General features: G+C 36.0%; 26 protein-coding genes and 1 pseudogene. All 27 read left to right on the forward strand.

Annotated elements, in window-relative coordinates; genetic code table 11:
* Window positions 1–10: 10 nt before the first annotated feature.
* The 27 genes and pseudogenes from AAG747_RS19060 (at window position 11) to AAG747_RS19185 (ending at window position 20745) form a co-directional block, all read left to right on the forward strand.
* A complete protein-coding gene (locus AAG747_RS19060) occupies window positions 11–475 on the forward strand; it encodes a GyrI-like domain-containing protein (protein ID WP_346822808.1) in 465 nt (154 codons plus the stop codon).
* The gene (locus AAG747_RS19065; protein ID WP_346822809.1) at window positions 476–904 is read left to right on the forward strand and encodes a DUF1801 domain-containing protein; all 429 of its coding nucleotides are present in this window, start codon (window positions 476–478) and stop codon (window positions 902–904) included.
* Window positions 905–1076: 172 nt separating this feature from the next.
* Entirely contained in the window at window positions 1077–1862 is a 786-nt protein-coding gene (locus AAG747_RS19070) for a hypothetical protein (protein ID WP_346822810.1), read from the forward strand.
* A 162-nt stretch (window positions 1863–2024) separates the two neighbouring features.
* The gene (locus AAG747_RS19075; protein ID WP_346822811.1) at window positions 2025–2630 is read left to right on the forward strand and encodes a hypothetical protein; all 606 of its coding nucleotides are present in this window, start codon (window positions 2025–2027) and stop codon (window positions 2628–2630) included.
* 341 nt (window positions 2631–2971) lie between these two features.
* A complete protein-coding gene (locus AAG747_RS19080; RefSeq protein WP_346822812.1) occupies window positions 2972–3514 on the forward strand; it encodes a sigma-70 family RNA polymerase sigma factor in 543 nt (180 codons plus the stop codon).
* 77 nt (window positions 3515–3591) lie between these two features.
* Complete coding sequence (locus tag AAG747_RS19085) at window positions 3592–4059, forward strand: DUF2703 domain-containing protein (RefSeq protein ID WP_346822813.1); 468 nt, start codon at window positions 3592–3594, stop codon at window positions 4057–4059.
* A 158-nt stretch (window positions 4060–4217) separates the two neighbouring features.
* Complete coding sequence (locus AAG747_RS19090) at window positions 4218–4964, forward strand: hypothetical protein (RefSeq protein ID WP_346822814.1); 747 nt, start codon at window positions 4218–4220, stop codon at window positions 4962–4964.
* 288 nt (window positions 4965–5252) lie between these two features.
* Entirely contained in the window at window positions 5253–5744 is a 492-nt protein-coding gene (locus tag AAG747_RS19095) for a helix-turn-helix transcriptional regulator (protein WP_346822856.1), read from the forward strand.
* An 82-nt stretch (window positions 5745–5826) separates the two neighbouring features.
* Window positions 5827–6240, forward strand: coding sequence for a DUF1761 domain-containing protein (locus AAG747_RS19100; RefSeq protein WP_346822815.1), 414 nt, complete (start codon window positions 5827–5829; stop codon window positions 6238–6240).
* Between the two features lie 356 nt (window positions 6241–6596).
* The gene (locus AAG747_RS19105) at window positions 6597–7286 is read left to right on the forward strand and encodes a helix-turn-helix transcriptional regulator (RefSeq protein WP_346822816.1); all 690 of its coding nucleotides are present in this window, start codon (window positions 6597–6599) and stop codon (window positions 7284–7286) included.
* A gap of 134 nt (window positions 7287–7420) precedes the next feature.
* On the forward strand, window positions 7421–8320 hold the full coding sequence (locus AAG747_RS19110) for an alpha/beta fold hydrolase (RefSeq protein ID WP_346822857.1): 900 nt from the start codon (window positions 7421–7423) through the stop codon (window positions 8318–8320).
* 1 nt (window position 8321) lies between these two features.
* Complete coding sequence (locus tag AAG747_RS19115; protein ID WP_346822817.1) at window positions 8322–8903, forward strand: YdeI/OmpD-associated family protein; 582 nt, start codon at window positions 8322–8324, stop codon at window positions 8901–8903.
* Window positions 8904–9280: 377 nt separating this feature from the next.
* Entirely contained in the window at window positions 9281–9712 is a 432-nt protein-coding gene (locus AAG747_RS19120) for a MarR family winged helix-turn-helix transcriptional regulator (protein ID WP_346822818.1), read from the forward strand.
* Between the two features lie 61 nt (window positions 9713–9773).
* Window positions 9774–11084 (forward strand): TolC family protein, encoded by a 1311-nt coding sequence (locus AAG747_RS19125; protein WP_346822819.1) that lies wholly within the window; start codon window positions 9774–9776, stop codon window positions 11082–11084.
* Window positions 11085–11101: 17 nt separating this feature from the next.
* Window positions 11102–12133: an HlyD family secretion protein gene (locus tag AAG747_RS19130; RefSeq protein ID WP_346822820.1), complete on the forward strand. Its 1032-nt coding sequence runs from the start codon at window positions 11102–11104 to the stop codon at window positions 12131–12133.
* Between the two features lie 11 nt (window positions 12134–12144).
* Window positions 12145–13758 carry a DHA2 family efflux MFS transporter permease subunit gene (locus AAG747_RS19135; protein ID WP_346822821.1) on the forward strand — a complete coding sequence of 538 codons (1614 nt, stop codon included), beginning with the start codon at window positions 12145–12147 and terminating at the stop codon, window positions 13756–13758.
* Window positions 13755–13943, forward strand: a complete 189-nt coding sequence (locus AAG747_RS19140; protein WP_346822822.1) for a hypothetical protein — start codon at window positions 13755–13757, stop codon at window positions 13941–13943. Before AAG747_RS19135 ends, AAG747_RS19140 begins: the two co-directional genes overlap by 4 nt.
* Window positions 13943–15013, forward strand: a complete 1071-nt coding sequence (locus AAG747_RS19145) for an adenylate/guanylate cyclase domain-containing protein (RefSeq protein WP_346822858.1) — start codon at window positions 13943–13945, stop codon at window positions 15011–15013. The genes AAG747_RS19140 and AAG747_RS19145 overlap by 1 nt, the downstream gene beginning before the upstream one ends.
* An 882-nt stretch (window positions 15014–15895) precedes the next feature.
* Window positions 15896–16120 carry a hypothetical protein gene (locus AAG747_RS29280; protein ID WP_488168893.1) on the forward strand — a complete coding sequence of 75 codons (225 nt, stop codon included), beginning with the start codon at window positions 15896–15898 and terminating at the stop codon, window positions 16118–16120.
* A 17-nt stretch (window positions 16121–16137) separates the two neighbouring features.
* Window positions 16138–16641, forward strand: coding sequence for a DUF2938 family protein (locus AAG747_RS19150; RefSeq protein WP_346822823.1), 504 nt, complete (start codon window positions 16138–16140; stop codon window positions 16639–16641).
* A 137-nt stretch (window positions 16642–16778) separates the two neighbouring features.
* The gene (locus AAG747_RS19155) at window positions 16779–17684 is read left to right on the forward strand and encodes an NAD(P)/FAD-dependent oxidoreductase (RefSeq protein WP_346822824.1); all 906 of its coding nucleotides are present in this window, start codon (window positions 16779–16781) and stop codon (window positions 17682–17684) included.
* A gap of 12 nt (window positions 17685–17696) precedes the next feature.
* Complete coding sequence (locus AAG747_RS19160) at window positions 17697–17966, forward strand: NAD-dependent epimerase/dehydratase family protein (RefSeq protein WP_346822825.1); 270 nt, start codon at window positions 17697–17699, stop codon at window positions 17964–17966.
* Between the two features lie 20 nt (window positions 17967–17986).
* Entirely contained in the window at window positions 17987–18421 is a 435-nt protein-coding gene (locus AAG747_RS19165) for a hypothetical protein (protein ID WP_346822826.1), read from the forward strand.
* A 3-nt stretch (window positions 18422–18424) separates the two neighbouring features.
* Window positions 18425–18784, forward strand: a complete 360-nt coding sequence (locus AAG747_RS19170) for a hypothetical protein (protein WP_346822827.1) — start codon at window positions 18425–18427, stop codon at window positions 18782–18784.
* 587 nt (window positions 18785–19371) lie between these two features.
* Complete coding sequence (locus AAG747_RS19175; RefSeq protein WP_346822828.1) at window positions 19372–19596, forward strand: hypothetical protein; 225 nt, start codon at window positions 19372–19374, stop codon at window positions 19594–19596.
* A 200-nt stretch (window positions 19597–19796) separates the two neighbouring features.
* Window positions 19797–20099: pseudogene (locus AAG747_RS19180) on the forward strand (transposase); the annotation flags it as partial.
* 184 nt (window positions 20100–20283) lie between these two features.
* A complete protein-coding gene (locus tag AAG747_RS19185; RefSeq protein WP_346822829.1) occupies window positions 20284–20745 on the forward strand; it encodes a hypothetical protein in 462 nt (153 codons plus the stop codon).
* Window positions 20746–20958: the final 213 nt, after the last annotated feature.

The following is a 20958-nucleotide window of genomic DNA, read 5'->3' on the forward strand; positions in this document are numbered from 1 at the left end:
ATTTAAAAAAATGCAAACAGTAAACATTGAACCTTTTAACATTATCGGAATCTCGATAAGAACGACAAACGAGAATGGACAGGCAAATAAAGATATTGCTGAACTTTGGCAAAAATTTATGTCCGGGGAGATACTGACAAAAATTCCGAACAAAGTAGATAATGAAATTTACTCGCTTTATACGGACTATGATAGCGACCATACAAAACCTTACACGGCAATACTTGGTTGTAAAGTTGAAAGTTTAGACAATATTCCGAACGGAATGGTAGGGAAATCATTGACAGGTGGAGGCTATATCAAGACATCTGCAAAAGGGGATTTGACGCAAGGCTTGATCGTTCATCATTGGTCAAAAATCTTTGAAATGGATTGGGACAGGACGTATATTGCCGATTTTGAGATCTTCGGGGAAAAGGCGCAAAATCCGTCAGAGGCGGAAGTAGATTTTTATGTAGGAGTAAAAAACAATTGAATGGGTAAGCTGAAATTGAAAACAGATCCAACAGTAGAAGCCGTTTTTGCGAATTATCCCGACTTTGTTCGGGATAAAATGCAGCGTCTGCGGGAATTGGTCATAGAAACAGCAGAAGAAACGGAAGGCGTAACGGCTTTGGAAGAAACGTTGAAATGGGGAGAGCCCAGTTTTGTAACCAAAAACGGTAGTACATTGCGTATGGATTGGAAAGAAAAAACACCAGGCCAGTATGCAATGTATTTCCAATGTACGAGTAGGTTGGTCGATACTTTTAGATGGGTTTTTGACCGGAAATTCCAATTTGAAGGAAAACGGGCAATCGTTTTTCAATTGAATCAGGAAATTCCTGAATTGGAATTAAAAGAATGTATCAAAGCGTCTTTAAGGTATCATAAAGTGAAAGATCAAATAACGTTGGGAATTTAAAAAAACAACAGGCAATCGAGCGAGTAGCCCGGTCTGTATTTTGATGATCCGGATAGCCGTCCGTTACACACCACCCAGCATATGGTTTCACCATTCAAGGCACATACAAAAGCTAAAACCAATTAAAACTGGTTTTATCCGGACCGTTGTACTACATTTGAGAAAAAAAAAAATGAATAGAATTTTAACAGTAATCATCTCCGTTTTTTTTATCATTAGTTGCTCTGATAACAAAATTGAAAAGAAAGGATTTCAAGTGAGTGAAATTACAGAAGATGAAAGTGGGCAAAGAATTGTCGGACTTCAAATTGACTCTTTGGCACTAGAAACAAGGCCGAGGAATGTTCTCTTGACTTTCAACGATGAACATAGATTAACACCAATCTATAAAGTGAATTACAACAAGAAAACTAAAAAACCTTTTACAGGCTCAAATACTTATCATACTAACTGGAATGGGGCGTATGAAAACTGGAACAATTGGAATGGTAACTTTATGCCTGGTTTTGAGGCAATTTATGGATATAACTTTGTAAATGTTTCCCATTACAACAACACAACCAAAATCGAAAACAAACTTTTTGATAAACCTGTTTTAATTAAAACACTTTACTATCCGGCTTTCTCAAAAGATACTTTGAATTATGAACCAGTAAAGAGAGATTTTTATATGGTTTCAGTTTATGATGAGGATTCAAACAAGGATGGATTTATAAATGTAAAAGATTTAAGAAGGTTTTATCATTTTGATATTAACGGTCAGAATAAAAAAGCACTTATTCCTAAAGAATACTCTGTTATGAGTTCCGAATATGATCCGGCAAATGATTTTATGTATGTGTTTGCCAAAAAGGACAAAAATGAAAACGGACAAATAGAACCGGATGAACCTATTGATATATTTTGGATTGATTTAAAAAAACCTGAAAATATTGGAGAACAATATAAAACTGAATAAAAAAATGAGGTACAACAATGGCTATAAGTAAATGCTTGTTCTTCTCGATTACTCTGGAAATTCCGCAGGAGTTTTCAGAGTAATGTGTATTTGCAAAGTTAAGTGCTAACCCATGTAACTGCTCATAGTCGTAAACGTTATCTGTAATTTAACGTGATTAATATGGAAGAATTAACAAATAAATACAAAGAAGTTTTTGGGAAATATCCGATTCCGGAGACGTTAAAAAAGTTGATGGATTTTGAAAAACAGTATGGAGGGGAAACTTATAGCGAGTGTTTTTATTTGTGTGTCGATTTAGACAAAACACCAGATATGGGGCAATATTCTTTGGATGGCGAATATTTTGAGAGGTTAATGGTGTTTGCAAACGCAGACGGGACCGGAGCAAAGTACGCCTTTTGGGCAAACGAAATGGGCATATCTCTAGAAGAAGCTCCAATAATTGTTATTGGCAGTGAAGGACATATACAGGTTATGGCAAAGAATCTCAAAGAGCTTTTAAGACTATTGAGTTTTGGCCCGGAAACGATGGACGGAGAGTTTTATAAGGATTTGGATGATTTTGAAGACCCGGAAAATGCGACCGAATTTAGAGAGTGGATGATAAGTGAGTTGAATGTACGGCCAATAGAGAAGCTTGCCATTGATGATAGTGAAGAAGTAAATACCATTGTGAAAGAGGCTGTTCAAACATATGGAGAGCCATTTAAAGAATGGATGATGTCTTTAACCCCTCAATATGCAAGTTTTGATGAATATGATTAAAAACATAAATACAGGTCAAAAGGTCTAAACTGTGTTTTTTAGCAAAAAACATTGCTGTAGAGTCGTAATGGATGGCACAGTTTCAGACCAATAACTTTACGAATGGCTGGATATTTCGTGCAATTTAGTGATCGCAAAACTTCCGAAAAAATTAAGGGGCGAACTGAACGCCGGATAACCAACGCACTACGATATGGTATATAAGAAATAACGGTAAGAGTGCTAAAGCGAAATAGAATTTTATAACTTTAAGTCAAGTTAAAACCGGAACATTAGTGCGTAAAAACCCACTATTACTCATGCACAGAGCCGTTGGTAATAATTAAAACCAAATAGAAAGTATGAAATGTGATATATATAAAATTTGGGAAAACTACCAAAGTAACTTAAAAAGCTATGTGAGAAAACGTGCGTTTAATGAGAGCGATGTGAATGATATTATGCAATCGGTTCTTATTAAAATCACGGATTATTGTGAAACAAAAAACAATGTGGAATACATAAAGGCTTGGATTTACAGAATAACCCAAAATACGATAATTGACTTTTATAAAAAGTCAAAACGGATCAGCCATGTTGACTTGGAGTATTTGCAATTACAAGACCCTCAAGACGGCTATGATGAGAATATTTACGTTTGGTTGCATAACTTTATAGATAATCTTCCAACTGAATATGCCGTACCATTAAAACTTTCAGATATAGAGGGCAAACCACAGAAAAAAATTGCCGAACAACTTGGATTAACATTAACGGCAACCAAATCAAGAATTCAAAGAGCCAGAAAGAAGTTAAGAGAAAAATTTGATGAATGTGGAATGGTGGAATTTTCTGAAAATCAATGGCTCTCTTATACCGTAACAAAAGCTTGTTGTCTGAGATAAAAAAAGCTGAAATTCTGCATCTTTTCAGTGTCTTCTCAGTCTTAGGATTAAATTTTAATCTTAAAACTATAAAGACAATGGAAGTACCAACAAAAAATGCGTTAAGAGTTGAGTTTTTTCAAGTAGAGATGACTACAAATGCCAACAACTCTTGTTCTGCTTGCGATACCGTCCAAAATAAATTAATTTCAGCAATTCAAGATGTTCAGAAGCTTTTTGATAAGCTGGGTTGTGAAATCTTTTTCACTTCAACAACCGTTAAAACTATTGAAGAAGCTGAAAAAGCTCAAATAACTGCCTCGCCGACAATAAGAGTTGGTAATCTTGACTTTTATCCTAAGCATCTGACCAATGGCTCTGAAAAAAGAGAGTGGACATGGAATGGATTAACTATGCCAGAGCCCAGTAAAGAAATTTTGATAGAGGTTTTGCTAAAAGGGTATTTTGAACCAAAAAAAGAGAACGGGAAGAAGGGGGTATCCTCATATGTCCTCAAATATTTAAGTGAAAGTGAATTGACAAAGTCTAACTGCGGATGTAGTTAAAAAACGGCTGTTAATATTGTGTATAAGTACTGGCGGGTGAAGTGGCAACTAAAAAGTTTCTGTTTTTAACTAACTTACCGAACCGTTAATACATTTAAAACCCGCTACTGCTCATGCACCGAGCCGTTGGCTGTATTTAAAAAAACACGATAAAATTTATGACTCGATTTATTTTAGTAGGTATTTGTATTGTTTTATTTATGAATCAAAGTTTTGCTCAAAAGGAGTACCAAGAGGTAGAGGGATTCTATAACTTATCAAGCTTCGAAACCGCCTCGGGAATCTATCTTTTAGAAAACAAAACCTTTTTTTATTATGCTTCATTTGGGAATGTTGACCTAAAAGTTTTTGGAAATTATACAATTCAAAATAATACCTTGACAATCCAACCGGATAAAGAGTTAATGAAAGAATTTTATGTGTATGGGACAACAAATAAAATTCAAAATGACAGTATTACTTTAATTTATAAAAGACCTTTTGAAAGAGAGTTTGAAAATTTAATTCTGAATCATAAAAAAATAAAATTCCCTGAATTTACCCCAGGAAAAGCGAAAGTCTCAATTACCTTACAAAGACCGAATTCAAAATTTTTAAAAATTATATATGGAGATGATAGACTTCCTGAAAGAGGAAAATACCTTACAATACAACTAACGGATAATATAAACGAGATAAGAATATTTCATAATTATTATGCCCATATGGTGAGGGGATTTTCCAATGGCTCCTTTGAGATTCAAGAAGGGTTTTTAAGTTACAATGATCAAGGTTTAAAGAAAAAACAGGAGATTGATAAAAAAACTATAAGCGAAGTAATTGCATTTGTGGAAGAAAAAAGAACCGACAATACTTATAATAGAGATGGGAAGACATATCAAAAGTTAAATTCCAAGACTAAATAGCCGTTCCTGAAAAAGACAGAAACGGGCTTATTCCCAATAGGGCCTTTGTAAATTGTTTGACAACTTTGAAATGGCAGACAAGCGATTGTAAGCAGAAAAAACCTTGCAAAAAAAGTGATTTCCAAAATTGGATCACTGACTGGAAATAAGGGTTTCAACTGCGCCAAAGTTATCACTGCATTGTCAATAAAAGATCAACAGTTTGGCTATTCTCCCAAAGGCAAGAAAAAGGCACGTAAAGCACTTAAAAAAACTATGAAAGATAGCCAACCGGTTGTTTGATTTGTGATGTCACCCGTAACGTTCCGAAACAGGATCGGTTGGTCTTCTGAGTTAGCGTTGTATAAGTGTGTTTTAGAACAAAAAAGGACGAGTAAAAACAAGGATACCTCATTTGTAAAGGATTATTCGGAAGCCATTGATAAAATAAAATCGATTCTAAGATATACCATCAAAAACAAAGCAAATTTGCTTGCTGATAGAACTCAATATGACCAAACCCTAAATCAAGAAAGAAATAGTGACAACTTATCAGACCTGCAAAATGCGCTTACCAATTACAAGCTTGTCAAAATACAGTATATTAACAGGGAGGGCACTACAACGAGCAGAATAATAAAGCCATTTGCACTATTGAGTACTGAAAACTGGTACTTGATTGCATGGTGTCGTTTGCGAAAGGAATTTCGATTGGACAGAATTCAACAAATGGAAATTCTATCAGAAAACGTTGAACCTCATCATATGACTTTAGAAGAGTATTTTGACCAATACCATTAATTTTTTTGTAACCCTTGACATAGGGCTGTCACCGACCCGGTTTACGTTTGCAGCATCAACTAATTTATTAAAGAATAATATTATGATTAGTCAATTTGCAAACTTGAATTGGATTGGCATCATTGCCGCATTTGTTCCGTACTTTCTACTTGGGGCGTTATGGTTTACTTTGATTTTTAGTAAACCGTACAAAATTTCATTAGGAAAAGAAAATGAAGAATTACCACAAAAGCCCATTTTTATAATCGGACCGGCTTTGTGTTGTTTGGTAATAACCCTCGCTTCTGCAATTTTGATTTATACTTTGAATATTTCAAGTTATGAAGCAGTGATAGAGTTTTCTTTGATTGCTGGCATAGGTTTTTTAGTCGCTAATACCGTCAATATAGCCATCAATCCAAATATTCCTCAACCTATTCTTTACGGCATAATTAGTGGAAGCTATCATTTAGTTGGGATTTTAATGGTGGGGATTATTTTAGTAGCAATGAAATAAGAATGTCTAAAAAGGAAATAGAGACATTTTGTTCTGAAAGCCGAACAGACTGGCGAAAATGGTTGGAAAAAAAAATCATCAGTCAAAACAGTCTGTTTGGCTTGTTTATTTCAATGCATCAACTTCTGTTAGTTGGAGTGAAAGGGAAGGTAAAGATGTTATCCGAAAAACCTTTGTTGATTAAAAGGACTGTTGCTAACAGCACCTATGCCCCATTACTGAATCTCACTTCGAACAATAAATCGTTCTAGCTCATTCATCCCTTCGCTAAATTTCATTTATCTTTAGGAGTAGCAGCGTTGCATAGCTGCAGAACATTGTAAGCCATTAACAAATAAAAATTCAACAAATCCTGAATGGAAGGAGATGATATCAAGAGGATTTCAAGATTAACTGCAATTTTGACTCAATTGCAAACTAAAAGACGATTGACAGCAACAAGCCTCTCTGAAAAATTTCAAGTTAGTAAAAGAACAATCTACCGAGATATAAGAACCTTGGAGAAAGCCGGAGTCCCTATTTTAACCGAAGAAGGGAAGGGGTATACGTTAATGGAAGGTTATAAAATTCCACCTGTAATGTTTACCGAAAGTCAAGCAAACGCCCTAATTCTTGCAGAGCAGTTAGTATTGAAAAACAAGGATGCCTCATTTGTAAAAGATTATTCGGAAGCCATTGATAAAATAAAATCAATTTTAGGATATACCATCAAAGACAAAGCAAATTTGCTGGCTAATAGAACTCAATATAACCAAGTTATAAACCAAGAAAGAAGCAGTAACTATTTGTCAGATTTGCAAAATGCACTTACCAATTACAAGCTCGTCAAGATGCATTATATTAATAAGGAGGGAATTGCAACAAACAGATTGATAGAGCCATTTGCTATATTGTCTGCCGAAAATTGGTATTTGGTCGCATGGTGTCGTTTGCGTACGGAATTCCGGTTTTTCCGATTGGACAGAATTCAACAAATGGAAATTCTATCAGAAAACTTTGAACCTCACAATTTGACTTTACAAGAGTATTTTGACAAATACCATTAATTTTTTGCTGACCTTTGACATAGGGCTGTCACCGACTCGGTTTACGTTTGCATCACATCAATTTTTAAACAATAAAAAGAATGACAAACGTAATTGACACAAGGCTTAGTCCAATCGAATTTCCAAAGCCGACTATGATTTCAGTCAATGATGTAGAGCTCGAAGTGTTTGAAGCAGGCCGACAAAATGCAGGTAAACCTATCGTACTCTGTCACGGCTTTCCGGAGCATGCGTTTTCTTGGCGCCATCAAATTCCCGTCCTTGTCAAAGCAGGCTACCATGTCATTGTCCCAAATCAGCGAGGTTATGGTAACTCTTCTCGTCCGACTGAAGTAACTGATTATGATATTGAACACTTGACAGGGGACCTCGTAGCACTTCTCGATCACTACGGCTACGAAGATGCTACCTTTGTCGGTCATGATTGGGGTGCAAATGTCGTTTGGAATTTGACACTATTGCATCCGGAGCGGGTAAATAAAGTGATAAACTTGGCTTTGCCTTATCAAGAGCGTGGAGAAAGGCCTTGGATTGAGTTTATGGAAGAAATATTTGGCGGAGACTTCTATTTTGTTCACTTCAATCGACAACCTGGAGTCGCAGATGCTATATTGGATGAAAATGCCTCCCAGTTCCTTCACAATATGTTCCGGAAGAACGTACCTCCCGCACCGCCTGAGCCTGGAATGTGGATGATTAATCTTGCCAGAGCAGAAGAGCCATTCGGTGAGCCTGTAATGGCCGATGACGAATTGGCTGTTTTCGTCTCCGCTTTCGAAGCATCAGGGTTCACCGGGAGTATCAATTGGTACAGGAATCTTGACCGCAACTGGCACTTATTAGCGGACGTGAACCCAATCATCCAACAGCCCGCACTCATGATCTATGGCGAACAGGATATGATCCCGAAGTTTGAAAGACTACCCGCCTTCGTGCCCAATGTGGAAGTGGTCAGTCTGGATTGCGGTCATTGGATCCAACAAGAAATGCCGGAAGAAACCAATCAAGTGATATTAAAATGGCTGGAACAATAGAATGCCTAAAAACGAAATAGAAACATATTGCCCTGAAAGCCGGACAGCCTGGCGAAAATGGTTGGAAAAAAATCATCAGTCGAAACAGGCTGTTTGGCTTGTTTATTTTAGGTCATCAACCAAAGTTGCTTCTATGAGTTGGAGTGAAGCGGTTGATGAGGCACTTTGCTTTGGGTGGATAGATAGCACTAAAAAGACCATTGACAAAGAAAGGTATATGCAATATTTCAGTAAAAGAAAACCCAATAGCACATGGTCAAAAATAAACAAAGAAAAAGTTGCCAAACTCATTCAAAACAACCTAATGACCAAAGCAGGTTTTGACAGCATCGACACTGCCAAACAAAATGGTTCTTGGTCAATTTTGAATGAAGTGGAAGCACTTGTAGTCCCGGAAGATTTAAAAGAAGAATTGGCAAATTACAAAGGTTCAAAGGAATACTTTGATAGTTTAAGTAAGTCCATTAAAAAGATTTTGTTGTACTGGGTGATTTCTGCTAAAAGACCAGAGACAAGGCAAAAGAGAATACTAGAAATCGCAGAAAATGCGAGTAAAAATTTGAGGCCAAAACAATTTAGATAAAAAACGGCTTAGAGCTTTCTGCTTTTAATAATACATCTGTGTTTTCTTCTTCTGGAACTTCCAAATCACCTTCGAGTATTTTTAAAATTTTAGAACAGGCACTGAAGTGATTTAAACTTATAGTTTTTGACCGAAAATAGAATCAAAACCGGTTCATCAAGGCACTTTTTGAAGAGAATAGCCAAAGCTCTTGTTGAAAAAAGTAACACAGAGGAGGCGTTTTTGAAACATTTTTTAGGAAAAAGAAAAAGTTTAATTCACTTCACTGTTAATCTTTTTCCTGATATTTTATAAAAAGAAAATCTTTATAAAAAATAGTACACTATGCTACTATTTTTTATATATTTGTCAGAACATTTCAAAAACTAGCAAAAATTATGAGTTCTAATTTGCATGAAACTACAGGTTACCAGATACGTACCGTTTCCTTATTACTTATCAATAAGATTAACCAGAACTTTTTAAAAGCAGGTTTTGATATAACAGCAGAGCAATTGAAAATGCTAGTTGTATTATGGAATGAAGATAACAGAACACAGAATGAACTAGGTGAGAGTGTGGGAAAATTTAAAACAAGTGTTACAAAACTGGTTGATGGTTTAGAAAAGCGTCATTTAATACAGAGAGTTCCTCATCCGACTGACCGCCGTTCTAATTTAATACAGCTCACCGCAATGGGAAAAAACATTGAAAAGCAGCTTACCCCTATAGTGAAAAAGACTTTGGACGAAGCTCATAAAAACATTCCTCAAGAGCATCTTATTATTTTTCAAGAGGTATTGCAACAAATAGAAAAAAACTTAACGTAATTTTTTTTACCCAAATAGTACACTGTGCTACTAAATACTATTGTACCAAAATATTATTGATATGAAAAGATGCCATCTGTTCTCTTTAATTGTATTTCTTTTTTCTGGTTGCCTTGGGGTATTGGCACAGAACGCTACAAAAACGTACAATCTACAGGACGTACTACAACAAATTATTGAAAACAACCCTACGTTAAAACAGGCTAAAGGTAAGCAGGATCTATATACCTCTAAAATAGATTTGGCTAAACAGCATAAATACCCTAAAATATTTTTGGAGGGGTCTTTTGCCTACGTTGATCCCATATCAGAAGTTAGCTTACCTTTAGGCAAAACACCTGTAACCCTGCCTCTGTTTCCTAATGATAATTGGGATGTACACGCTGGAATACAGTATACCTTATATGATTTTGGTAGAGCTAACACAATAATTAACATTGCAAAAATTGAGAAATTAATAGCTGACGAAGGTTTGATAGCGGCTCAAAAAAAACTAACCTATGCTGCCACAGAACTCTATCACTCAATACTATTTACTAAAAATGCCATTACGGTTCAAGATAAACTTATAGCGTCATTAAATAGAAATCTGTTGCGTACGGATGGGTTTATAGCTAATGGACTCGCTACTAGGTTTGATAGAATAAATACTAACGTTCAAATTACCGCTGCTAAAAACCGGAAGACTCATTTAGAAAATTCTTTACACAAGTTAAAGCAACATCTAAAAGGCCTTATGGGTATTGACACCAATGTTGTTTTAAAAATCACTGGCGAAATTCAGATTGAAAACCTTATGGTAAAATCCACTTCATTTGAAGAAGGCCAACAAAACGCTTTAGCTATTACCAAATACATAGACTCTATATTAGGACAATCTGAAAAACTAGCTAATAAAGGAAACCTGCCAATTGTTACTATTGGTGGAACTACAGGGTATCAGAACGGTTATATGCCTGATTTAGATGAATTTAGATTTAACAATGCTGTATTTGCAAAAGTTACCCTACCTATTTTTCAAGGCTTTAAGGTTAAACACGAAAAAGAGATTGCAGCTATTAAAAGAGCGAATAATAATTGGCATATAGAAGAAGTGAAAACTGAAATTGATACTAAATTATCAATAGCGAAAACTGCACTAGAGAACGCTATTAGCCAATATGAAAACTCTAAAATTTTGATTGTTCAAGCAGAGACCGCCGTAGAGCAAGCTAGAAAGCGGTACGAAAATCAATTAATAACGAATTTGGATTTATTAGATACTGAAGTTGCCTACTCCAAAGCACAATTAGTTCTATTAGAATCCGAATATAAATGCACGCTGGCACATTACAAATTACAACAAGCTAAAGGTATAAAAATCTGGGAATAAAATAAACGTAAAACATCATGGCACCAAAGAAGAAGACAAAAGCAACCAAGAAGATACTTTTAATATCTCTTATCATTACTACACTAGTATATTGCACCTATTTAATAGGCACTTTTCTTAAATATGAGACCACCGATAATGCACAAGTGGAAGGGCATATTTACCCGGTAAATCCAAAAGTAGGCGGACAAATACTGGAAGTGCTAGTTGATGATAATGAGTATGTAGAAAAGGAACAAGTATTAGCAAAAATAGACCCGGCTGATATTGAATTGACAGTAGCACAAGCGAGAGCTGGATTAGCTCAAATTGAAGCAGAAAAAGCTGCTGCGCTTTCGGTTATGCAGTCGTCTATGGCTGCTTCTAAAGCAGCGTATACCAACATCGCTGTGACAAAGGCTAAAAAAGAGCGGTTGAACACTGATTTGGTAAGGTTTACCAATCTTAAAGCGGATGACATTATACCACAATCCAAACTAGATGATTTAGAAACAAATGTTGAAGTAGTAAACTCCCAAGTTACCGCTGCACAACAACAATATTTGGCATCTAACAGTCAATATGAGGCAGCGCTAAAAAAAATAAGTAGTATTGATGCTGCAATACAAGCTGCTAAAGTAAATGTTAGAAATGCCGAATTAAAGCTATCGTATACAGAAATTAAAGCTCCCTCAAGTGGTAGGATTTCAAGAAAAATGATACAACCCGGTCAAGTTGTTAGACCTGGCCAACCCTTAATGGCGGTTACGAATTCAACAGACTTATGGGTGGTTGCAAATTTTAAAGAAGTACAAGTTTCTGAAATGACCATTGGTCAAAAAGTCACGATGACGATAGACGCTTTTCCGGGAAAAATATTTGATGGAAAAATAGAATCTATAGCAGCAGCTACTGGCGCAAAATTCTCACTCTTTCCTGCAGATAATGCTACGGGAAATTTCACAAAGGTTACACAACGCATACCCGTTAAAATTGTATTTGAACCTACTGAATTAAAAGACATTTCTTTGCGTGCTGGCATGAGCGTTATAGTTAAACTAATTAAATAAATAATATAAAGATGACAGCGATAGAAGGGCTTATAGAAAGTAAAAAAACGGCTAAAAGTATTCCTTTGAGTATTGGTAAAAAGTGGCTCATTTTAATAGGATTGACACTTTGTGCAGGATTAGATATTTTGGTTGCAACATCGTCTTCGGTTGCTATTGACGAAATTGCTGGTTTTTTAAATGCTACCTCTGATGAAATTGCTTGGATGAATATTGCCTATTTTATGGCTAAACTGATTTTTCTAATACTATCCATACACCTTACAAAACGCTATGGTGCCAAGCACATCGTTTTATACTCTCTTGCCATTTTTGTGTTAGGGGCTTTTATATGCGGTACTACAACCTCCATGAATTTATTTGTTACAGGACGCTTTTTCTTAGGTGCTGGTAGTGCCGCCTTTTATACGGTTTCGCAAACTATATTATTTACCATCTTTCCTATAAAAAAACAAGGAATGATACAGGCTATCTTTAGCCTTGCCATCGTATTAGGGCCTAATATTACCCCTGCATTTAGTGGTTGGTTAACGTATCATTATACCTGGCAATTGATATTTTTAGCTGCCGTTGTAATGGGGTTATGTGCCATTCCTTTCCTTCAAAACATTCCAAAAGATGTGCTCCCAAAAGCTTCTGTAAGGAAAATTAGCTGGATTAGTGTTCTTTTTCTAGCTATTGGACTTTGCTCGCTTCAGTTTATTCTTGAAGAAGGTTCTAGATATGATTGGTTTGAAGAAAAGAAGATTATTTTACTAACCATTGTGGGAATCGGTTCCGTTTTAGTTTTCTTTTTTAAAAATAACCGGGATAGAAAAAGAGAGAGACTTATTGATTTTTCTGTATTACAAAACCCTTCTTTTGCCTTTGCATTTTTAATAAGCTTTGTTTCTGGTTTTGCTTTGTTTGGTAGCGGTACCATTGTCCCTGCCTTTGTGCAAAATGTATTGCGTTATCAAAGTGCCGCGGTTGGTTATACCTTATTCCCTAGTGGTGTTGCTGTATTGGTGGGGCTTATTATGAGTGCTATTATTATTGATACAAAAAAGATTCCTCCCTTTATCAGTGTTGTTTCAGGTGTTGTTTGTGTGATCACATCTATGATTTTGGTTTCTTCTGTGACTATAGATTCTGGTTTTCCTGACATTAACCCGCCTATGATGTTACGTGGTTTAGGGTTGGGGTTATTATTTGTACCCATTACTTTTATCGCCTTTAATGAATTAAAGGGACACCAACTATTAACTGGTGTTGGCTTATTTAATTTTGGCCGACAATGTGGGGGTTCGTTTGCCATGGCATTTTTACCTACCTATCTTGCGCATCAAATAGCCTTTCATAAAAACAATTTATCTAGTCATCTAACCCCTTATAATCCTTTCTTGGATGAAAGGGTACAAGGTGTTACTCAAGCCTTAATTTCTAGAGGGCTAAATCCTATTGAGGCTGAAAAGGCTGCTTTAGGCACCGTAAATATTGCATTGAATGTACAATCTGCAGTATTGGCTTTTCAAAATACTTTTTTTGCCATATCTATGGTTTTTTTATGCGCTGCACCTATAATTATTGCTACTAAAATCTATCTATCCAAAAAAGATAATACATCAAAAAATGTGGCGGCATGACTATTTTATTAGTAGATAATTTTGAAAAAGAATCATTATCTAAAACTGATAATATTGAAGCCTTTTATGTAAGCTCCGGCAGTGTTGATTTTCATATTGAACGACTGAAGAAAAAAACCAGTGCAACATTAAGAAAAGTAGATTTCGAATTTCTAAAAACTGAATATAAGCTTCTATTATTTTGATGATTGGTAAGCGTTATATTCAGTTTTTATCTTTTACCATTACTACATGGTTGGTTTTCTTTGTATCTTTTCAGGTTACCTTATCACTTATACTGCAAGATTTTGATAATTTATCTGACGCCCTTCTCTTTTTACTTATTGTTAGCTTTCCTTCTGCCTTCTTATCAGGGTTTTTAATCGAAACTTTAGACTATATCATACTGGATTATAAATTGTTTAGAAATGCTTATTTCACAAAAATTTTCATTAAAAGCATTTTACACGTATCTATATTTTTATTTATTGTTTATAAAGTTGCTTATTTTTTTGTGGATATTGCCTTATACTATGGCATAAAACCGATTAATGCATTTACTTATGTATTTACCACTAATAGTGGGCTTATATTACTTATTGTTTATTCTTATTTAATAAGCTTTTTAATTAACTTTTTAAGGCAAATTAATGAGCAATTAGGGCATAAGACTTTATTATTTTTTTTAATTGGGAAATATAGAAAGCCAGTTGAAGACAATCGTATATTTTTATTTTTAGATTTAAATGATTCTACAACCTTAGCCGAAGAAATGGGGCATTATCAATATAGTTCTTTAATTCAAGATTGTTTTAAGGATTTAACTACATTAATTATCTCCCACAAAGCGGAAGTTTACCAGTATGTTGGAGATCAAGTAGTATTACATTGGAAAAACACCCCCGAAAACAAATCACATATGATTGCTTTATTTTTTGATTTCGAGGATGAATTAAAAAAAAGAAAAATGTACTATATGTCTAAATACAATATACAACCTTCTTTTAAAGCTGGTGCTGACATTGGTTTAGTGATGATAAGTGAGGTGGGTGAAATAAAGAAAATGATTGCTTATCATGGCGATGTCCTTAATGTAGCGGCACGTATTGAAGGTTTATGCAATAAAATGAAAAAATCATTTCTAGTATCTGAACATCTATTTGACTCCGGTTTTACGACAAGTGTAGATATCAACATAACTTATATTGCCCAGAAGTTACTAAAAGGAAAAAGAGAAAAATTAAATGTATATAGCATTGAGAGGTTTTTGCATTAGCAATCTTAAGTGATAACTAATCCATTGAGCACAAGATGTGCTTAAGTTTTTTTGGAAGGTAGACTTATCAGATAAGTTACTACCAGAGGAAATATAGGTGTGAAGGCACCGCATGAGTTGCAGGGCTATTTTTTATTGAATGGCCTTTTGATCTTCTCCCTAGATAGTCTCCAGTGCTTTGGTCTGTTTTTACGATACATGAAATTAGCAATCTGCTCCGAGACGCCAACGAAGGCATTGACCGGATCGAATGGACGGTGTGCGGCAAGGTGGCCAAGGTGGTGAGAGTAGGTACAACCACCAATATGTACGGGAGCTTTGGGAGAAGCCTCGGGTGAAACCAATGTCTTGGCGACTACCACCGACCTGGTGAAATACAAGGACAACAGCCGGTCCAGCGAAGTCCTCAGCGCCTTGGATTATTTCGACAAGCTGTGACCGGGACAAGTACATCAGTTACATTTAAAACCTGGGTCGGAAGGATTTTTGATTCAATTTGGCAATAACTTCTACAAGCTCACCGATTCATACACCCAAAAGGCATGCGGGAAAAGAACTTTTTTAAATTGAACCCGGACTCCTACAAAGCAGTATGAAGCTCTCATTTAACTTGAAGCTAAACGATACATTCTTGGCATTTCAAATCAAAGAAATAGCGTACCATTTAGGTTATGGTGATTTATCCGCTTTTTCAAAACCAATACGGGGAAATCACCTGAAGAGTACAGACGATCTAAAATATCTGCTATATAAACCCTCTTACTTTTAGCTTTTTTAGAAAAATCCTATTCAACTTTATTTTCCTCCTATCCCAACAGCCAACAGCCACCATATTTTTGTAGCGTAAGATTTTTGTTATCAACCCTTTAATTTCTCTTACCTATGAAAATAAAATTGATTGCTTCGCTCAAAATATGGGTTTTGATATATCCGTTGTTGACTCTTTTTCTTTATCTCTTTCAAGAAACCCTGAATGGCATACCCACTTATTTACGTACGTTGTTGATTACCCTGATCCTTGTACCCTTTTTGGTTTTTATTGGTTTACCATCCCTGAATAAGTTCTTGCAGCGAATCAATCCTAAAAATAATGAGCAACCCAAATGATGTATAAATTGAATAATATGTATACTCTTTTTCTCAGAGTTGTTGTCATTGGTCTAGGTGGAACTTTATGCATCGACCTTTTTACAACTGTACTGGGCTTTTTTAAAGTGACTACCAATGGTCTTCGGTTTGTGGGCAGGTATATCGCTTATGCTCTTGATGGTATTTATGTACACAATACGATTATTCAGACCGGAAGTGCTACGAACGAACTCGTATACGGCTATATTGTCCATTATATCGCCGGTATCTCCTTTGCATTTTTATTGCTCCTGTTTTTCACAAAAGAATGGTTGTATACGCCTAAGTTTTTACCGGCACTAGTGGTAGGGCTCGTGTCATACCTGCCTGCTTTATTTATCATTCAACCCTTGTTTGGTTTTGGATTTGCCTTTTCGGAATTGGATAGACAAGTGCCGCTTTTATTTAAGACTTCAATCATCCATATAATCTATGGTATAGGGCTTTACTGTACGGCAAGACTTGTACTTATGATTGAGCATAGAAACAAAATAACTTAAGAGATCGACATCAATAGGATATGAAAAAAGATAACAAAGGCATTAAGCGAAGGGATTTCATTAAAAATAGTGGGTTGGCGCTTGTTAGTGTAAGCCTGCTGCCTTGGCAAAAAGTAAACTTTATAAATCAGAATACAATGAGTGATACAGAATTTGACGTGATTATAGTTGGTGGAAGCTACTCTGGCTTAGCAGCTGCTATGGCCTTGGGACGCGCCTTGAGAAAAGTATTGATTATCGATAGTGGTACACCTTGTAATAGGCAGACACCACATTCCCATAACTTCATAACCCAAGATGGTAAGACACCCGAATCCATTAGTGAGTTGGCGACCCGACAGGTTATGGCGTATCCTACCATTCATTTTTTGGACGGGCTGGTCATTGACGGAAAAAAACTTAACAATACCTTTGAGATCCACACTAAAAATGGAGAGTATTTTAAAGCGGCACGTTTGGTTTTTGCTACCGGTATCTATGACATAATGCCTGATATTAAAGGGTTTTCGGAATGCTGGGGCATCTCCGTTTTACATTGTCCGTATTGTCACGGTTATGAGGTGCGTTCCAAGGTTACCGGTATCCTTGGGAATGGCGATTTTGGTTTTGAGTTTTCCCAATTGATTTCCAACTGGACGGATGACTTAACACTATACACTAATGGTACCTCTACCTTGTCTGAAGATGAAACCCACTTTTTAAAAAGTAGGGATATCAAAATTGTAGAGACAAAAATTAGCGCATTTGAACATAATGAAGGCTATATCAATTACATCCAGTTTGCTGATGGCTCCACAATGGCTGTGGATGCACTCTATGCCCGTCTACCCTTTAAACAGCATTGCACAGTACCTGAAGCGTTAGGTTGTGCCTTGGATGATATGGGCTACATTGCCATAGATGGTATGCAGAAAACCTCGGTGGGAGGGGTCTATGCTTGTGGTGATAACACCACAAAAATACGAACCGTGGCCAATGCTGTAGCAATGGGAACAAAAACGGGAATGATGCTCAACAAAGAATATGTCTTACAAAACTTTTAAAATAGAAATTGAATGAAAATAGTACTTGTAGGTGCTTCTGGAACGATGGGTACACAGTTGGTAAATGCCTGGAAAAATGAGCACGAACTTATAACGGTAGGGACGAAATCCGGAGATATAAAAGCTGATATCACTTCAGTAGATGATATTAAGAAAATGTATGAAGCCGTTGGGGAGTTTGATGCACTTGTATCTACAGCTGGCCCCACCTATGTGGGCCCTTGGCACACCTTAACTCCAGAGGTAATGGTTTACCTTCAAATACAAATGGAAAAACACTAGATGGAAAACGTCCGAATGATTTGGATCCCAATCTAGTAAAAGCTATAATCCTTAAGGAAACAGGTGCAGGTACTTTTGATGGATATTATGGGCAAAAAGGAAAAAGTGATATTATGCAAGCAAATATTACTTTAAATAATGGTAAGTCAGATTGGGGAGATTATAAAAAGGCATTTGGATTAATAAAAGGGCAAAGTGCAACTCCTTCTCAAAGTGTTTTTGCTGGAATAAGGATATTATTTCAAAAAGGTTTAACAACAAATGCAAAAGGAGGTACAAGCTGGACAGGTGGAGATAACTGGTTTAAAGCTGTCAAACGGTACAATGGTGGAGGTGTAAAAAATTATGAACAAGTGGTCCAAAAATATTATAATTCTGTTCAAAGAGGTACATCTGAAAATTATAATTCTAAGGAAGGCATATTCGAATTTCTTGAAAAAATTTCTGATAATTAAGATATGAAAATAATACATTTTGTATTTGTCATTGGAGTCATATTACAATTGAACTCCAGACTATTTGCACAAGAAAAAGATTATGTGCGACAATACTTTTTTTCAGATAAACTTATTACGGCCTTAAAAATTGCTGAACGATCTGAGTATATGCCACTAGTTGTGGCTGATATATTAGATACCTATGAAATGGGGAAAATAGATATTGCAAAACTTCAGTTTATTAAACAAACAAATATAAACCTAAATGGCTCTGATACTTTAAATATGGTTATTGCTAAATTAGATGAAAGTTTACCAGAAGTTATATATAAATCATGGGTGATTTTAATTGATTATAAAAAAGAGAAGGCTCATCTATAAATAATAGATGAGCCGGTTTTAATACAACACCGAAAAGGAGCTAATTTTTTTTATATTGGAGGAACTTTTACCTTCAGAGGTTATGGCAATTTCTATGTATATGGTTATGAAAATGAAAAAATAAAGCCAATATTTGAATCATCTACTTACACAACCAATACTTCTTTAGATTGTGTATCTTATAGAGATGGCAATTTAACATTGCAAAATATAGATATTAATCATGATAATTATCTGGATTTATATTTTTTAGGTCATAAACAATCCTTTTGTAAAGGAGAAGAAGATAGTAAACACAGAGAATGTTGCCCTGTTAAAAAGGAAGAGAAAATGGAGTTAAAATATATTTTTAGTAAAAAGATTCATACATGGGTTCCTTACCCATATTAAATGTTAGGCGCATTTATAGTATTCAACCAAGATGTTGCATTGTGTAAAAATGTAAGCCTTTGTTGTTACCCTGACCCAAAACGGTTTTGTCAAAATCTTCGTGGCGAGCGAAAGTGATGTGGACGTTTGAACTGGGCGCCCCCGACTAGGCGTCCCCGTTAGATGACCTGAAAATCACCCACACCCCGGAAGTAATAGTGCAGGAGAATCATGCGGACGGTCAGTTGCAGATGGCCAGTTGCGGACGGCTAGTCTACTATCCTTTCGGCCTCAACCTGGCCGGGCTTGAGAAGCAAGGGGCTCCGGATCATAAGTATCTCTATCAGGGGAAAGAATTGCAACCGGAACTAACGATCTATGACTTCCATGTCAGAATGTACGATCCTGCATTGGAAAGAACATCCCAGCAAGACTCTTGCTAAGGATTGCCCCAACTGTGACTGACCTTTACATTCAACAGGAAGACTGGGGAAGTTACTCAGGTGGGTGAAGCAAATGACGAACCAGATCGAATACTGAAAACCAATAATAAGGGGGAAGTTAAGTACAAGAAGAATGGTGAAGCGAAAGTTGTTATGGGAGGAATCGAACAGGGGATTTTGGCGGATGGACGGAATTGGAAGACAAATACTCCTACGCCATAAGAAGTTGGAGGGACAACCGGGAGGAACTGACCGTTTTCTTTGACTATCCCGTAGAAATCAGAAAAATTATCTATACCACCAACCTGATAGAAAACCTCAATGGAAAGGTCAGAAAATACACCAAAAACAAACTGTCCTTCCCGACGGATGAGGCGGTAATGAAATCGGTTTTCCTTGCCCTGCGTGAGGCTACCAGGAAATGGACAATGCCAATCAGGAACTGGGGGGTACTCCTTAACAGTTTTCTGCTTATAGTTGGAAAAAGGGTCAGGCTAAACTGAGCCTGACCTAACTAATGAAAATTTTAGTTTACACACTTTGCGGGATAGTGTCCAAAAAATATGGAGCTGATTATTCTCCAGCTAATGTTGTCCAAGTATTTCATATTCATCCTGACGGCAAATACAGAATACGACTATACTCATCAGTATAGACAACCTCGTATAAGAAAAAGATAACATTGAAATGAAGAGATTATTAATTCTATTTATTGTATTTACTGCTTCAGTATGTAGCCTTTATTCTCAGAATAAAACCATTAAAGGCAGAGTACTCTCAGAGCATTTGGATATTTTGACCGGAACATCAATTATGATCAATGATACAGTTGAAGTTGGAAGGGTAGACATGAATGGTTTCTTTCAAATAGATATTCCTATTTCTAAGAAAAGAATAACCTTCCGTTTCTTGGGAGTGGAACCCACAACTATAGAGCTTGTAGATGACTGTAATATTGAAGTCGTATTAATGTTAAGCAGTACATACGATTTTATATCTCCAAGGCGTGTTGATAGGAAGAGGAAAAAAAGATATAAAAAGCTTCCTGAGATACATAAACAAGCTTTCGAGAAAGGTATATTTGAAACAGAAAATGCTTGCTATAAGCGGGAGTTTGAATCCCTTTATCTCTCAGATCGGGAACGTTGAAAAAGCGATTGAAAGGAACGAAGAGCCTTCGGGAAATCGAGGATTTTTTTCATATCATATTAATTTTGGAAGCTTTGATAAAGTGGTTAATGGTAATCAGTAAGCTGTCTTTTCTTGGCATAGTTCTAAAAGAAGAATCCGTAATCAATCTAGAAGTGGAGAATACGGACATACAGGTTCAGGAATTATGTAAGGGGGTAATGATCTAATAAA

It is taken from the genome of Rapidithrix thailandica, assembly GCF_039710355.1.
In the GTDB taxonomy this organism is placed as follows: Bacteria; Bacteroidota; Bacteroidia; order Cytophagales; family Flammeovirgaceae; genus Rapidithrix; species Rapidithrix thailandica.